The sequence below is a fragment of the Vagococcus carniphilus genome (assembly GCF_014397115.1).
Classification (GTDB): Bacteria; Bacillota; Bacilli; order Lactobacillales; family Vagococcaceae; genus Vagococcus; species Vagococcus carniphilus.
The window spans coordinates 2,693,724-2,710,655 of the sequence record NZ_CP060720.1 but is presented as its reverse complement, the minus strand read 5'-3'; the positions used below and the strand labels follow the sequence as shown (position 1 = coordinate 2,710,655).

The 16,932-nt window shown below is 32.2% G+C and carries 11 protein-coding genes and 1 tRNA gene; 7 read left to right on the top strand and 5 right to left on the bottom strand.

Annotation, left to right across the window (positions count from 1 at the left end; genetic code table 11):
• Window positions 1–18: 18 nt before the first annotated feature.
• Together H9L18_RS13140 and rpsD are read right to left on the bottom strand one after the other, a co-directional pair.
• Window positions 19–100: transfer RNA gene (locus H9L18_RS13140), tRNA-OTHER, on the bottom strand.
• A gap of 175 nt (window positions 101–275) precedes the next feature.
• Window positions 276–887 (bottom strand): 30S ribosomal protein S4, encoded by a 612-nt coding sequence (gene rpsD / locus H9L18_RS13135; RefSeq protein ID WP_126792778.1) that lies wholly within the window; start codon window positions 885–887, stop codon window positions 276–278.
• A gap of 355 nt (window positions 888–1,242) precedes the next feature.
• On the opposite strand from rpsD, the gene H9L18_RS13130 reads away from it, so the two are divergent.
• Entirely contained in the window at window positions 1,243–2,034 is a 792-nt protein-coding gene (locus tag H9L18_RS13130; protein WP_126792776.1) for a formate/nitrite transporter family protein, read from the top strand.
• A gap of 77 nt (window positions 2,035–2,111) precedes the next feature.
• On the opposite strand, the gene H9L18_RS15445 is transcribed toward H9L18_RS13130, so the two are convergent.
• Window positions 2,112–4,349: a C39 family peptidase gene (locus tag H9L18_RS15445; RefSeq protein ID WP_246433290.1), complete on the bottom strand. Its 2,238-nt coding sequence runs from the start codon at window positions 4,347–4,349 to the stop codon at window positions 2,112–2,114.
• Window positions 4,350–4,569: 220 nt separating this feature from the next.
• Here H9L18_RS15445 and H9L18_RS13120 point away from each other — a divergent pair, with 220 nt between their 5' ends.
• Complete coding sequence (locus H9L18_RS13120) at window positions 4,570–5,346, top strand: Cof-type HAD-IIB family hydrolase (protein ID WP_126792774.1); 777 nt, start codon at window positions 4,570–4,572, stop codon at window positions 5,344–5,346.
• A gap of 39 nt (window positions 5,347–5,385) precedes the next feature.
• Here the strand turns inward: H9L18_RS13120 and def are convergent, their stop codons facing one another.
• Window positions 5,386–5,949: a peptide deformylase gene (gene def, locus H9L18_RS13115; RefSeq protein ID WP_126792772.1), complete on the bottom strand. Its 564-nt coding sequence runs from the start codon at window positions 5,947–5,949 to the stop codon at window positions 5,386–5,388.
• 250 nt (window positions 5,950–6,199) lie between these two features.
• Between def and rpsO the strand changes: the two genes are divergently transcribed.
• A complete protein-coding gene (rpsO, locus tag H9L18_RS13110; protein WP_126792770.1) occupies window positions 6,200–6,469 on the top strand; it encodes a 30S ribosomal protein S15 in 270 nt (89 codons plus the stop codon).
• 170 nt (window positions 6,470–6,639) lie between these two features.
• Window positions 6,640–8,772 carry a polyribonucleotide nucleotidyltransferase gene (gene pnp / locus H9L18_RS13105; protein WP_126792768.1) on the top strand — a complete coding sequence of 711 codons (2,133 nt, stop codon included), beginning with the start codon at window positions 6,640–6,642 and terminating at the stop codon, window positions 8,770–8,772.
• 77 nt (window positions 8,773–8,849) lie between these two features.
• Here the strand turns inward: pnp and H9L18_RS13100 are convergent, their stop codons facing one another.
• The gene (locus H9L18_RS13100; protein WP_126792766.1) at window positions 8,850–10,328 is read right to left on the bottom strand and encodes an AcpB/EbpR/MafR family transcriptional regulator; all 1,479 of its coding nucleotides are present in this window, start codon (window positions 10,326–10,328) and stop codon (window positions 8,850–8,852) included.
• 527 nt (window positions 10,329–10,855) lie between these two features.
• Between H9L18_RS13100 and H9L18_RS13095 the strand changes: the two genes are divergently transcribed.
• Genes H9L18_RS13095 through H9L18_RS13085 form a run of 3 tightly spaced genes read left to right on the top strand, consistent with a single transcriptional unit; the run spans window position 10,856 to window position 16,928 of the window.
• Window positions 10,856–14,356 carry a hypothetical protein gene (locus H9L18_RS13095; protein ID WP_126792764.1) on the top strand — a complete coding sequence of 1,167 codons (3,501 nt, stop codon included), beginning with the start codon at window positions 10,856–10,858 and terminating at the stop codon, window positions 14,354–14,356.
• The gene (locus H9L18_RS13090) at window positions 14,357–15,412 is read left to right on the top strand and encodes a prealbumin-like fold domain-containing protein (protein ID WP_126792762.1); all 1,056 of its coding nucleotides are present in this window, start codon (window positions 14,357–14,359) and stop codon (window positions 15,410–15,412) included.
• Entirely contained in the window at window positions 15,405–16,928 is a 1,524-nt protein-coding gene (locus H9L18_RS13085; protein WP_126792760.1) for a SpaH/EbpB family LPXTG-anchored major pilin, read from the top strand. The genes H9L18_RS13090 and H9L18_RS13085 overlap by 8 nt, the downstream gene beginning before the upstream one ends.
• Window positions 16,929–16,932: the final 4 nt, after the last annotated feature.

The following is a 16,932-nucleotide window of genomic DNA, read 5'->3' as shown; positions in this document are numbered from 1 at the left end:
TTTTTTCTTTAGATTCAACGTGGACGGTAGGATTCGAACCTACACCTTACATATAGGAAAAACCATTCAGCTATACAAGTATAACACCAAGTTCATCCACTAATTAAGTATGTATATACTATAAAACAAACACTTTAAGAAAAGGTAAAGTAAGTTTGAAGAAACAGCAAATTAAGTATAAATTGTTATAGAACTTATTGAAGTTTAAGTAAAGATACAAATTAGGCAAAAGAAAAAACCAAAACTTGAAGTAAGTTTTGGTTTTTTTGAATATCTTAAAGTAATTTGTTGTAGAATTCAACTACGAATGACTCATCAATATCTTGTGATAACTCTTCACGTTCTGGTAAACGAGTTAAGCTACCTTCTAATTTTTCAGCGTCAAAGCTTACAAATGCAGGACGACCTAATGTAGATTCTACTGCTTCTTTGATGAATGCTAAATCTTTAGATTTTTCGCGAACTGAGATCACTTGACCTGGTTCTACACGGTAAGATGGGATATCTACGCGTTTACCGTCAACTAAAATGTGACCATGGTTAACAAATTGACGTGCTTGACGACGAGTAGTTGCTAAACCTAAACGGAAAACTACGTTATCTAAACGTTGTTCTAGTAAGATCATGAAGTTAACACCATGTTTACCTTCAGTAATGTTACCAGCAGCCATAAATAAGTTACGGAATTGACGCTCAGTTAAGCCGTAAGTATGACGTAATTTTTGTTTTTCAGTTAATTGTAAACCGTACTCAGATTTGTTTCTTCTTTGGTTAGGTCCGTGTTGACCTGGTGCGTAAGGACGACGAGCTAATTCTTTACCAGTTCCTGATAATGAAATGCCTAAACGTCTTGAGATTTTCCAACTTGGTCCAGTATAACGTGACATGAATAATTCCTCCAATAAATTTCGTTTGTATTTGGAGTAAAATAATTTCTTAAAAATATTAACATTCGCTTAGTTTATTTTTCAATCTTCACCCTTGCAGCCGTGGCTACTCAATTGAACCTAGATAGGCAAACAAACTAATGACGAGCTGCTTATTTTTTAGCTGCATTATTTTACACAATAGTTATTATACAATGAATTGATGCAGCTCGTCAACATTAAATTAGAATAAGCTAAACTTTGTTTTTTTGACGTATTTTTTTGCTATTATCATATAATGAAGGTTGTATTTGTGATAAATTATATGAAGTAAAAAACAAAGGAATGTTTATTAAGTGAAAAGAGGGATTGGAAGATGGAATATACATCAGAATTAATGAAAAAAATTGATGGGTCGATTCGAAAGAAGAATGAGCTCATTGATAAACACTTTGGTAAATATGCAGTACGTTCATTATTAGCAACACTTTATTTAAGTTTAGGTTCTGCGATTGCTTTAGGATTAGGGTTAAAGTTTGAAGAACCAGTAGGAAAAATGCTTTATGCTTTTACATTTGGACTAGGTTTGGCACTAATTATCTTTTTAAATGCAGAATTAGGTACATCTAATATGATGTATATGACAGTTGCGGCTTACCGAAAAAAATTAAAACCAAGTAAAGCTTTTAAAATTTTAATGGTTTGTGTACTATTCAATTTAATTGGAGCTTTTGTAGTTGCTTATCTTTTATCAATGACGGGTTTCTTTAAAGCGTTGCCTGATGGAAATTTTTTGACTCATATAGTTGAAGGAAAATTCGCTAAAGGTCCGCTTCAAACTGTTATTGAGGGAATGTTTGCTAATATTATTGTAAACTTGGCTATTTTAATGTCAATGAAAGCAAAAGATGATACAGCAAGATTTATTTCTATCTTATGTGTTATTTTCATTTTTACTTTTTTAGGATTCGAACACGTTATCGCTAACTTTATTTACTTCCCGCTTGCTTATTTTTCATCTGGTGGAGCGGTAGTTGGAATGACTGTAGGAGCAGTATCTTCTAATATATTATTTACTTTTATTGGTAACTATATTGGTGGGGGATTAGTGATAGGATTAACTTATGCTTGGTTAAATAATGACGAAAAATTAGAGTATTTAGACTAATTAATTTTAAATAAAAAACAAAAAAAGCCAAAGAGACGAAAAATCTCTTTGGCTTTTTAATCTGTTTAAAGTAAAGTTTATTTTGTTACAATGGCACTTCCACCATATTCTTTATTAAAGTCTGATACAGATAACCAGTGCATTGCACCACGGTCATATACTGGATGTTTTCCTGCTGATCCAGGTCCAGCCAACTTAGAATAGTACAATGGGTCATAGATTAAAAAGCTATTATTTTTATAACCTAAGATAACTTTAACGTGGTTACGAGCTTTGTCTACTTGATAAGATGAATAAACATAGTATAAAACAGGATTTCCATCTAAAATGTGATTAGTAATGTCTTTTGATGAGGCACCAGGTATATGGTAAACCTTAGAATACCAACGTTTCATGTAATTAGTAAGTTCTTGTGGTTGGATAACGCGCTGGAATCCAGCACCAGTATAGACATTACCAATTTGTCCTCCAGCATATTGAGGATACATTGGTAAATTATCCATAGCGTATTTTAAATCAATAGATACGCCTTTTGAGCGCAATGCCATTGTCATCGAAGCTCCTGCACAACCCCATGGGGCAAAAACAGGTGTGTACTGACTTACGTAAGGAACTGAATCTATTACTCTAGAAGTAACAGGAAGAGCAGTTGCATTAGCATTTAAATAACCTTTCCAATTACCAGAAGTATCATACATTGAATAATAAGTAGAGCCATTGAAATGTTGATATCTTCCTCGCATAACAAATGACTGATTTAGATAATTTTTACTACTTGTTTTCTTTTTCCAATTAAAATTTTGCCAAACATCATAATTACCATTTACAACTTTTAGCGTACGCCCATCTCTTATGTAAACACCTTGACGCCCTTCAGCTATTGTAGCGGCACCTGAATTAATATATCCTTGCCAATTGCCTTTATTGTCATATAAAGAATAGTAAATATCCCCATTCATATGTTGATAGTAGCCTTTTATTTGGAAAGTTTTATTGAATAAGTTTGAACTTGAATTTTTCTTTTTCCAATTAAAGTTTTGCCAAACACTGTAGTTAGATTTTGTTATTGAAGCAAAATTATTTGAACTAATAAATGCTCCTTGTCTACCACTGCCTTCTTTAACTGCATTTTTGTTAATATAACCAAACCACTTATTATTTGTGTCATATAATGAATAATAAGTAGAACCATTCATATGTTCATATCTTCCTGTTACTTTAAATGTTTTGTTAAGTAAGCTAGAGGCATTATATCGAACTTGCCAATTAAAATTTGAATAAGTCGGATAGTTTTTATTACTAATAGTGACATATTTTGATGTTTTAATCCAAGGACCTTGTCTACCGGTTGTTTCAGTTACCGCATTTTTATTAACGTAACCAAGCCAAGTGCCATTGCTATCATATAATGAGTAATAGATAGAGCCATTAAAATGACGATAGTATCCTTGAGCATGTACAGTTTTATTCATCAAGTTTGAGGTATTGTTTTTTTCTTTCCAACTAAAACTACCCCAGATAGAATAATTTTTCTTTGAAACTGTTACATACTTATCGAGTTTCAACCAAGGACCTTGTCTTCCGTCCCCGATGTTAACATCTTTATCTTCTACATAACCATGCCAATTATTTTTATTATCGTATAAAGAGTAATAAGTCTTCCCATTAAAATGGTGATAAATTACTTTAACGTGAAGTGTTTCATCAAATATAGTGTCAGGAACTTTTTTTATTTCCCAGGAAAAGTTTCTATAGATAGAAACAGATTTATCTTTTAAAGCAACAAATTGATTGTTTGATTGAGCAATCCCTTGTTCACCTTTTGCGTCTTCTACAGCTTCTTTTGCGACATATCCAATAACATTATTTTCTTTTCCATATAAAAGGAAGTAAATTTTACCTTCTTTAGTAGTGGCAATTTCTTTTACAGAAAAAGTTTGATTAACTAACTTTTCAGTTGTGCTATTAGATTCTTTCCCAATCTCTTGCCAAATTTTTTCATTAGAATTAGTAACTGTAACATATTTGTTTTCTACTTCTTTTTTTACAATATCGTCTACTTCTTCTACTTTAGTGACAGCTTTTTCTTTAACTTCACTTGTTTCTGTTGTAGTTGAAGATTCGCTAGTTTGAGTAGATTCTTCTGTCTCTGATAAAATAATGTCGCTTGAAGCAGAAGTTTGTTCTGTCTCTGATTGTTCTCTTACAATTGATTCTTGTGGTTGACTTGAGCTAACAACTGCTTCTTCAGCAAAGCCTAAGCTGGGAAACAAAACTAACAAAAGTGCTGTTAGTTTAACTGAATTCTTTTTCATATACATCCTCCTATTTGTTCAACTTGTGAAAAAATGTTCCATATATAGTTGCAATAATTATGTTAACATACCAAAATAGGAATATGAAGCTCACAAACGATAAAATGATAAATCTTTTAATATAAATAGAGCTGAAATATAAAAAAGAAAGAGATTCCTTTTTAGTATTAAAAATAATTTTTTTTGCTATAATTAAACTAGTCAATTTAGGAGGAAAAAAATGAATCGTAAATTAATCGCATTTGATATTGATGGAACTTTGATAAATGATAACCATGAATTATTACCGGAAACAAAAGAAGCAATCAAAAAAATGCAAGAAGCAGGGCATATGGTAATGTGCGCAACAGGAAGAAGCTATCCAATTGCTAAAAGTGTTTTAGATGAAGCAGGAATTAAACATTATATTTTAAGTAATGGAGCAGTAGCGTTTGTTGATGATAAGCAAGTTTATAGTAATCCTTTAAATGAAGAAGCATTAGAAAAATTAGTTCAAGTAAGTGATCAAAGAGACATAGATATTGTTTTTAATGGCTTAATGGAAACAAAATTGAGAAATGAAGAGTTCCAAGAAGAAACTAAAATAGCCATGGAAAGTTTCGGTCAAAAATTACCAGAAATTGAATTAGATTTTCATAAGAGAGCTGCTGTCTACCAAGTTGTGGCGCTGTTAAAAGAAGAAAAGATGGATGCTTATGAAGGTAATTTTCCAGAATTTCGATTTGTCCGTTGGCATGAAAATGGCGTAGATGTCTTACCAGAAAATGGCTCTAAAGCTGAAACTTTAAAAGAAGTGGCTGAACAATTCGGCTTTAAGCAAGAAGATATTATTGCATTTGGTGATGGTAATAACGATATGGAAATGCTTGCTTACGCAGGAGTTGGTATTGCAATGGAAAATGGAAGAGAAGAACTAAAGGCTGTTAGTGATTTTGTTACACTTTCTAATAATGAAGGTGGTATCTATCACGGGTTAAAAGAATTTGGTTTAGTATAAATAGAAAAAACCGCACACTTTTATAAGTGGCGGCTTTTTTTATTGAATAAGTAAAATATCGTCAGGTGCGAAGTGAGGATTTTCTTTGTTAATATGATCATAGAACATAATTCCGTTTAAATGATCAATTTCATGTTGTACAACAATTGCCGCATAATTTTTTAAACGGATTTTATGTTTTTCTCCCTCTTGATCCATGTAAGAAATGGTTACTTTAGCGTTTCTAATAACATAACCAGGTACGTGACGATCAACTGAAAGGCATCCTTCTCCTTCTTCAATAGCAGCTTGTTGAACTGAATGGCTTAAAACTTTTGGATTGTACATTACGGTACTTAAAAAAGGTTCGCCACCTTCTTCTTCCATATTGGGAATCTCAATTGCTGTTATGCGTTTAGAGATATTAAGTTGAGGTGCGGCAATTCCGACACCACCACGAAGTCCGTATTTTTCGGATAATTCAGGGTCTTGAGAGTTTTTTAAAAATTCACGCATTCTATCGCCTAATTCTTTATCTTCTGCGCTTAAAGGAAACGAAACTTCCTTAGCAACTTGGCGAAGTGTAGGATGTCCTTCACGGATAATATCATCCATTGTAATCATGTACATGACACTTCCTTTCTATATAAATATTCTATCATAGTCTCCTTGAATTATTGTAATATTAGTTTAGCTAAAAAGAAAGAGAATAATTGATAAAAAAATCAGAAAAAGCATAACAAAACCTTGCTTTTAGTGTAAAAATCAGGTAAAGTACCATTGTGTGATGATAAACATCACGGCCTATTTCTAGGTTATTCGAATCACCAACGAATTACTCAGATGTAGGTAAAAAATATAAGAGGTGAAAGAAATGGCAATTACAAAAGAACGTAAAAACGAAATCATCAAAGAGTACGCTCGTCATGAAGGAGATACTGGTTCTCCAGAAGTACAAATCGCAGTTTTAACAGCTGAGATCAATGCACTTAACGAACATGCTCAAATTCACAAAAAAGATCATCATTCTTACCGTGGATTAATGAAAAAGATTGGACACCGTCGTAATCTTTTAGCATATTTACGTAAAACAGATGTTCAAAGCTACCGTGAATTAATCAAGAGCTTAGGTTTACGTCGTTAATTTTTAAACATTTAGGAAAAGTGAGGTCTAGTTTTGGATCTCGCTTTTCTTTTAAAAAAATACGCACGATGAAGGTGAAACTACTATGCAAATGTGAGAATTATAACTTTATAATTTTGATATTTGTTTAGTAGAACTTATCATCAGTGCGACATAAGGAGATAATAAAAATGTTAAGTTCTGAAAAAAAAGTATTTGAAACTACTTGGGGCGGACGCCCGTTATCAGTTGAAATTGGTCAATTAGCTAAACAAGCTAATGGCGCTGTTTTAGTGAGATATGGTGATACAGTTGTTTTAACTGCAGCAGTAGCATCAAAACAAGCAAAAGATGTTGACTTTTTCCCATTAACAGTTAACTATGACGAAAAAATGTATGCAGTTGGTAAAGTTCCTGGTGGCTTTATTAAACGTGAAGCACGTCCGAGTGAAACAGCGACATTAACAGCTCGTTTAATCGACCGTCCAATTCGTCCAATGTTTGCAGATGGTTTTAGAAATGAAGTTCAAATTACTAACGTTGTCATGAGTGTTGAGCAAGATTGTCCACCTCAAATGGCTGCTATGTTAGGTTCTTCATTAGCACTATGTGTATCTGATATTCCTTTCAATGGTCCAATTGCAGGAGTTGATGTTGGTCGAGTTAATGGTGAATACGTTATTAACCCAACAGTAGAGCAATTAGAAGTATCAGATATCGAATTAACTGTTGCTGGAACAAAAGATGCTATTAACATGGTTGAAAGTGGAGCAAAAGAAGTATCAGAAGAAGATATGTTAGGTGCTTTACTATTTGGTCATGCAGAAATCAAACGTTTAGTGGCGTTCCAAGAAGAAATTGCTAAAGAAATTGGCAAAGAAAAAATGGAAATTTCACTTTTACAAATTGATGAAGATTTAGAAAAAGAAATCAATGAAGCTTATAAAACTCGTATGGTTGAAGCAATTCAAACAGAAGAAAAATTAGCTCGTGAAGATAATATAGATGCATTAAAAGAAGAAATTATAGCTTCTTATGAAGAAAAATTTGCAGAAGATGCAGAACTTGCTAAGTGGATGAAAGAAGTTCGTCAAATCTTAGAAAATATGGAAAAAAATGAAGTTCGTCGTTTGATTACAATCGATAAAGTTCGTCCTGATGGTCGTAAAATTGATGAAATCAGACCTCTTGATTCTGAAATCGGACTATTGCCAAGAGTTCACGGATCAGGTCTATTCACTCGTGGGCAAACTCAAGCTTTAACAACTTGTACATTAGCACCACTTGGAGAACATCAAATTATTGATGGTTTAGGTATTGAAGAAAGTAAGAGATTTATTCACCATTATAACTTCCCACAATTCTCAGTTGGTTCAACTGGACCAAGTCGTGGACCGGGTCGTCGTGAAATCGGACATGGTGCTTTAGGAGAGAGAGCTTTAGCGCAAGTTATTCCAAGTGAAGAAGATTTCCCATATATGATACGTTTAGTATCAGAAGTATTGGAATCAAATGGTTCTTCTTCTCAAGCAAGTATCTGTGGTGGAACATTAGCACTTATGCATGCTGGTGTACCTATTAAAGCGCCAGTTGCAGGTATTGCTATGGGACTTGTTATGGATGATGATAACTATACAATCTTAACAGATATCCAAGGAATGGAAGACCACCTAGGTGATATGGACTTTAAAGTAGCTGGAACTAAAGCAGGTATTACAGCTCTTCAAATGGATATTAAAATTGAAGGTATTACAGAACAAATCTTAACAGAAGCTTTAGCTCAAGCTAAAAAAGCTCGTATGGAAATTTTAGCTAACTTAACAGCTACAATTGCTGAACCAAATAAAGAATTAAGTAAATACGCTCCTAAGATTGAAATGATTCAAATCAATCCAGATAAAATTAAAACAGTTATCGGTAAAGGTGGAGAAACCATCAATAAGATTATCGAAGAAACTGAAGTTAAAATTGACATTGATCAAGAAGGTAATGTAAGTATTGCTCATTCTGATCAAGAAAGAATTGATCGTGCGATTGAAATCATTAAAGAATTAGTGAGAGAAGTTGAAGTAGGTCAAGTTTACTTAGCTAAAGTTGTTCGTATTGAAAAATTCGGTGCCTTTGTTAACTTATTCGGTAACAAAGATGCTTTAGTACATATTTCTCAATTTGCTCATGAAAGAGTGAATAAAGTAGAAGACGTTGTTAAAATGGGTGACGAGATCTTAGTTAAAGTAACTGAGATTGACAAACAAGGTCGTGTGAATGCGTCACGTAAAGCAATGATTGAAAAACCAAAAGAAGAAAAAACAGAAGAAAAATAAGCACTAAAATTATAAAAAGGAATCCATTGTGAGTTACTAACTCGCAACGGATTCCTTTTTTTTGTATATGATACATTTTAAATTTCATTTCTATAGACACAACACTCTTTTAATTTAACTTTAACATCACTTAATTCTTTATTAGAAGGATAATCACTAACAAGAATCGCGTTAGCCTCGTTTTGATAGATGTTAATCGAGTTTGTAATGATTAGTTTTGTTTGCTTAGGTAATTGAAAATCTTGCTCACTCATAGAAGTTATAAAATGAGAAAAATTAGTATTTATATCAATTCGGTTGCAAACTAATTTTTTCAAGAAATTGGCATGTTCTGCAGAGTGTGAGCTGATAATTGAAACATTCCCTTTATAAGAAATATCCATAATTTCAGGAAAACTAATAAAAAGAGTATGAATAATTTCATTGATATTTGAATGAAGTTCCGCATGTATATTTGCTTCTAAATGATTGATATATTGAAGTGTTAGTCTAAAAATATCAGGATAATTACGTTTCACCTCTGTAGCAAAGGTTTGATAAGGATCAATTATTAAGAAATTTGGAATCACGGAATTAATTTTATTAAAAAAGAGTTTATTTATTGAACTAATAAAAAAAGTAACTCTTTCTTCATTAGGTTTCATATTGTTTTTCGTAAAGATATCCGAGATAAAACCATCAATAATTTGTAAATTATTCTCTTCATCTAAAGTGCTAGTGTGAGTTAAAGAGTTGCTGAAGATAAAATTTTCAATATCAATCAGAGTCGAATTAGTGATTTCTGCATTGATTAAAGTAGTAGAGGGAAGTGTCATTGAGTTTGCGGATAATTCTTTTTCTTTAAAGTCGTGTTTATCAAGTTGATAATTAAAATTAAAAGTGATTGAAGGTAAACTAAAGTTTTGAGAATTTCGGATTAGAGAAACAAAATATAGATTTTGCAGATAAATAATATGATCATTAGTATTGATAAAATTGCTATTGGTAATCATTTTTTGAATACGTTGTTCAATATAAATGAGTAAATCTGGGTCAATAAAATTTTTATTGTTAAAATCAAAAGTTTCATTTAAAAGAATAGATAAAAAACGGCGTAAATCTGATTCATTTTCGGAGAATAAAAAAAGTCCCCCGTTATCTTGCAGAATAGATAGATTGTATCTATCAAGTTTAGTATTAAGAGTACCTAAATAACGATGAAGAGTTGAGCGACTTGTATACAATTTGTCAGCATGGAAGTTTAGATTCTCATAAGGATTGTTGAAAATAGATAAAATAAATTTAATTGAAGTAGCATTTTTTAAAATGCTCGACTTTAGTGAAGTTAATGTTTGTGCGTCTAGCTCCGGAACACTAATGCCTAATTTTAAAGAAGTCTCAATAATAAAATTTTCTTGGCCAATGTCCGCTATTTTTTTTAAATCATTATTAATAGTTTGCTCTGTTACATTTAATACTGTAGCGATATTTTTAATAGTAGTCCAATCTTTTTTACTGTATAAAATATCAAGAATATCTAATTGGCGTTGATTATATGATTCGATTATCGTCTTCATTGTAAATTCCCCCTGATTTCAAAAAAAGTACGTATAATATTCGCTAAATTAGTGTAAATCTTTTTATTAGGAATGTAAAATATTAAGCTTGGCAAAAAAGATAATAAAAGAAATATTTCTTTGTTATCAAATTAATTATTAAAAATAAAGTTACTAACTTTTTGTCAATAATAGAATAATTTGTTAATACTTAAACTTAATCTGTTTCACATACATGTGTATATAAAATATCTGATTGATATGAATAATATCTTTTTTTTTAGTTTGTATCAGATAAAATAATAGAAAAAATGAGAAAAATGAAAAGTATTTATATTGTTAATAAATTAGCTAATTAGTGTTTTTTATGATCAAAAATTGAATCTATTATATTTTATGTTTCTTACAATGATTTATGGACAAATGAGAATTATAGGCTGTGATATAGTGTTATTACAGCTTATTTAGTTTGTGAAATATACTGAGTAAGTGTGGAGTTGTTAGTCTTTTTTTGAAAAAAACTTATACCGTAGAGGGGGGAGGATAAGGTGAGAATAATAAATAAAAAAGTTTTAATTACAATGTTATTATGTTTGTTGGGCACGTTCTATTTAACTCAAGTCTCACACGCTGCAGATAAGAATCAGTTATCTGAAAAACAAGATAGCTATTTCATCATGACAACTAATGATGAATTACCAGAAAATATAGATTTATCAGAAAGTCAGACCCTTTCTTATTCCATTCATAATGAAGAGATATCAACGAGTTTGATAAAAAAACCAGAAAATTCAGATTTTCAATTTTTAACTTCAGAAGAAAGTGGCGTTGAGCTGACTAAGAAAAAAGATTTGATGATTGATTGGAATGAGGTTAATAGTAATTCTGTTGATTTAACATTGTCTCAAATTACAAAAAACGGAGCTTTAAAAGCAATTAATTTAGACAAAGATGGGCAGGAAGTATCGACAAGTACGATTGGCCTATTAGGTATAAATAGCTTTAATAGCAAAATGATTGAAGAAGTAAGATCTGCCAGCACACTAAAAACAGATGATTTTTATAATGTTAGTTTTGGTTTAGAAGCAAAAGGGGAAGAAATAGCAAACTCTTCAACTAAAAAAATATTAGCTGGAAATGATGCGAATTTCCAGTTTGAACTAAAAGTAACGGGATCAACTAAAGTCTATACAGATGCACAAATTCTTTTAGAACTACCTAAAGGTTCAGAGATTAGACAGGACTTATCAGAATTAAAAATAGCTAATGTGATACCTAAATACGATGCTTCAACAGGGCGATTGCTTTATTCAATACCTGTTTTAAATACAGGACAAACTTATCGATTGAGTTTTGGTATTTTAACGGATAACGGAATAACACCTAAAGAAAAATTAATTGAAGTTAAAGGAAAACTGACAGCTAATGAATTTAATCCGATAGACCGAAAAGTGGAAACAAAAGTTTTTTCAAGTTTAGAGCCTACTATTAGTTTAAAGATAAAAGAAATTAGAGATAAAGCCAATAATCTAAAAGGAAAAGATGATGCGCCTGTTCAGGGAGATATCATTATATGGGAACTGGGAGCTTCTGTCCCTAATAAAGAAGCAGGTCAGCGATATTTTGAAGAAGGAACGAATGTTGTTGTTAAAAGTTTCTTACCTAAAGAATTGAAGTATTTAACAAGTTCTTCTAATTCCAATGTTACTTGGCATGAGACAGAATATTCGGTTTTTTGGCGAACACCAGTCAAAAGTAACAGTGAACAAGCAAAATCAGGTGAGTATTTATACAATGAGACGATAACTTTCTCAACACAAGTCAAAGAAGATGCTCCAAACTTTAAATTGTTAGAAAATACAGCGCGAATTACAGTAAAAGATGGGGATAAACAATCGTATCAAGAAGAGGATAAAACTCATGTAATGGTAGCTTCAAAGGAAACTAATGAACAAAAACCAGTAGGATCGATTTTTGTCGGATTAACCTATGGATCTGCTCAGTATGGAGATTGGATTGATTTTACAGGGACTTACGTTCCTACTTTGAATGATACAGCTAAATTTAGAATGGGTGTTAGTGCTTTGTACTCTACTGGGGGAAAAAGTGATTTCTACATTGATGGACAAATGGTACCTAGGGCTGAAAGAGACGCAGTTTCTCAGAGATTAGTTAGGAATGATTTAAAAGAAATTAATGTGGAGTACACGATTGATCCTAATGTTTATATTGATGAGCTGATAGTTCCTATTCCTGGTATGGCGGCCTACTCTGGAGAGCAAAATTATCGGAAATATGAAAAATTACCAGAGGTTTTTGTTAGATATGTGGTAAACGGTCAGGTTAAGGAAAAACTAGTGAATTTTAGTGAATTAGAACTTATGCAAAAAGAAGATCCACCACCTAAAGAACAAAATTATAGAGATAGATACAACAATCCAGAATATCCAAGTTATATGGGATATTATGTTATTCCTTATGAATATTTAGGATTAAAGAAAAATGATGTTGTCTCCAGTCTAACGTACGGGTATAGAGGAGCAATAAAAAAAGAAACAGTTATCAGAGTTTCTAGTATTAGATTTAGAATAAAATCAGGATTTACAGGAGAAATAATTAACCGAGCTGCAGCAAATTTTGTAGAGAGAAATGGTAAGAAGGTAACGATGAAAAGTGAAGATAAATCTTCACATATGAAGCCACGTTCAGTTTTAGTTGTACCACCACCAGCAAATAGCACTCCGATTGTTCAAACCAATGTTTCTTTAAATAAGTCAGAAGGTAATGTAGTGAAAGAAGGAGATAATGTTGTTAATTTCTCAATGAAAAATGATGATGCTTCCTTAGAATATTTAAAGGGACCATTTAAATCCTACATCTTGCTGACAAAAGGAATAGAGATTAAACAAGCTAGTGGCACGTTTCCACAGGGATCTTATAAAAAAATAACTGATAATTATAATGGGTCAGGTAGACAGCAAATTGAAATTACTTGGAATCCTTCGATTAAAGAGCTAAATAGAAATGAATCTCTAAAGGGTTCTTTTGCTGTTAAGGTAACAGAAAAAACGCCGAATAATATAAATTTAAATATTTATAGTTACGCAAATAATAGTCCGATTGTCCGTACTAATAATAATGGAAACGGATCTACAGAGGTCAGTTATCAGCAAGATAATAAAGATAAGATGAATCCTGATTTACCAGCTAATCATACACGCGTTAATACAATTAGTCGTTACTTAATATTACGTAACAGCCAAGTGGCCATTAATAAACAAGTTAAGGGTAATCTTGATGATAAATTTTCAGACATGGCACATGCTACACCTGATGGAAAAATTAAGTATCAGCTACATATGAAAAATAATGATAGTTTGAAAATTCATCGTTTTACATTAATTGACGTTCTTCCGTCAGTTGGAGATTTAGGAATAACAGATAATGTACAACGTGAAAGTAAATTTAGGCCTAAATTATCTGGTCCTATTACACTTTCTTCAGATATGGGAGATAGGTTTACGGTTCACTATAGTAAATCTAAAAATCCCAAACGAGACGATTTGATGAAAAGTATTACTTATCCTGATGGAGCCACACCGATGGTTAACCCAGCATCAGCTGAAGACCCAAACTGGATGACAGCCTCTCAGGTAACTAATTGGAGTGAGATTGGCAGTTTTAAGATTGCTTTAACAGGAAGTGCTTTATGGGAGCCAAATCAAGAGTTGCTTGTTTCATTCGATATGAAAGCACCAACAAGAGATGAGCTCTCGGGTACTAAAGTTTTAGATAAGGAAACATCAGAAGCTGGAAGGACTGCGTGGAACTCGTTTGCGGTGACGATTAATGATTTACAATCAGTGGAACCAAAACGCGTTGGAGTTATTTTAGAAAACAAAGTTGAAGAAATAATACCAGGTATTTTGCCAAATACTGGGGGCACTCACCTACGAAATATACAACTAACTGCAATTACTCTAATGAGTATTTCAATGATAAGTGCGGGAATTTTCTATTTCTATCAACACCGAAAGAGGTGGAAATAGATGAGAAAAATAATTATTTGGGTAACTTTATTACTAGTTACTGTTGTTAGTTCTCAACAAGTTTATGCTGAAATGCCAAGATTAGACAATCAAATGACTATTCAACTCTCACACGATAATCAGGGGCAAGAAGCTACACCTTTTTCAGTGTATGAAATTTCTAGAGAAGACTATGAAGAAGCGTTAAATAATAAATACGAAATGTCTTCAGAAAAAACAAATGAATGGTTATCAGAAATTAGAGCAAATAAAGTTCGAGAAGTCGTGGCAAGTTCAGATCAAAAAGCAGTGTTCGATTTACCTAAATACAGTGACTCACAAGGTTTAAATTACTATGTTATCCTTCAAAGTCAACCAGATAAGGATGAATTAAGTACTCAAGTTATCTATGAAGCACTCCCCATTTTTTTGTCTTTTGAAAATGTTGAATCAGATTTTTTTGAAATCAACACAAAACGAGTGTCACACTCTTCATCTATTTATTTTTTTAAGTATAGTTCGGGTGAGAGACAATTACCTTTAGAAAAGGCTCAATTTGTTTTATATAGAGAATTACTAGACGGAAAACGTGAGTATTTAATGAATCCTAAAAATGATAGCTGGAAATCGATTAATCAGTTAACTGATGCCTACCAGTTTGAATCAAATAAAGATGGATTAGTTCTCATTCCATACTTAGAGCTATTACCTGGCACCTACTATTTTGAAGAAACAAAAGCACCAAAAGGATTTAAGATAACAAAAGAATCACAAAAAATTCCTTTAGTGGTTAAATCAGATTCTATATCGGGATTAGTGATGACTATTAACGCAGAGGTATTAGAAACATTAAAAGCAGGACAATTACCACAAGAAGTAATCGCTAAAGGAACACCACGCGTGTTGAATGATTCTATTAAGCGACCACCTAAAAAAGATATTCCTAATGAGGAACAACCGAAAAAGAATGTTTTTTTACCTAAAACAGGTGAGCATATGTGGCAATTTTCAAGTGTTGGATTGGCTTTAATATTTATTGGAATAATTATAAGGAAAAGGGGAAAAGAAAATGAATAAAAAATTAGGGAAAATTATGACGTTGTTTGTACTGGTATTTCCACTACTAGCTGGAATGATGACAACAACGGCTCAAGCAGCAGATGGAGAAACAGTATCAATCAACTTACACAAGCGTGTATTTGAAAAGGGCGCATCAGGAGAGAATCCATATCCTAAACAAAATACAGGAGAGATTATGGAAGATTTTGGTGGAGAACCATTAAATAATGTTACTTTTGAAGCATATGACGTAACAAATAAGTATATTGAACTATTGAGTACATTAACTGATGTTCAAGCAACTGCTGAAATTGTTAAAAATGCCAATGCTTCTAACTATGCACCAGATTATGCTACTAAAGTTGGAACACAAAAAACTGCTGGTGAAGGAATTGCAACTTTTGCTGATTTACCACTTAAAGATGAAAAAGGTAAGTTTAAAACATATTTATTTGTTGAAACAAACTCACCAGCAAATATTAAAGAAAAAGCAGCACCAATTGTGTTAACAATGCCATTATATAAAGGTGATACTGAAGTAATTAACGAAAACGTTCATATCTATCCAAAGAATGAAAAAGAACAAGTTTTAACAAAAGATTTATCAGAAGAATCTAAGAAAAAATTAACAGTTACAATTGATGGTAAAGAATATTTTAACGTGGAGCAAGGCGTTCCTTTTGGTTATGAATTATCTGCGTTAATCCCTTGGAATGTTAAAGATAGAGAATACTATAAAGTAACAGATACACCTAACAAAGGAATGCAAGTTTTAATTGATACAGTTAAAGTCGAAGGATTAGATAAAGACAATGGTGATTTCACTGTTGCAGTAGATGCTTCAGGTCGTGGATTTGTAGTAACTTTAAATACTTCTAAACAAGCTGTTATGAACTTAGCTGGTAAGAGAGCTAAGATTACTTACGACGCTTATCTTACAGAAGATGCAGCGATTGATACAGGAATTAACAATACGGCTGTTGTTGAAGTTGGACCTGGTCCTGATGGTGAAGGCCCTGAAAAACCAGAAGAGCCAGTAGTTGGACCTGATATCTATACAGGTGGAAAAAAATTCGAAAAAGTTGATGACAAGTCAGGTAAAACATTAGCAGGTGCTAAATTTAATTTAGTGAAAGTAGACAAAGATGGTAAGGTTATTTCTTACGCTACTTTAGCAAATGGTAAATATACTTGGTCAGCAACTGCAGATAATGCAACATCATTTGAATCAGATACTAATGGAAAATTAGAAGTTAAAGGATTAGAATACTCAGAAAAATTAACTAATGACGAGTCTTATGCATTAGTAGAGTACGAAGCACCAACAGGTTACGCTAAATTAGATAAACCGGTTAAATTTAATGTGGTTAAAGATGAATTTACGACACAAACATTAGAAGTTAAAAACATTAAAAAAGGTTTATTACCATCAACTGGTGGTAATGGTATTTACTTATTCTTAGCTGTAGGTAGTTTATTAATGGTAGGTGCAGCTGTTTGGTACCGTCGTACACAAGTTGAAGTAGAGGTTTAAAATT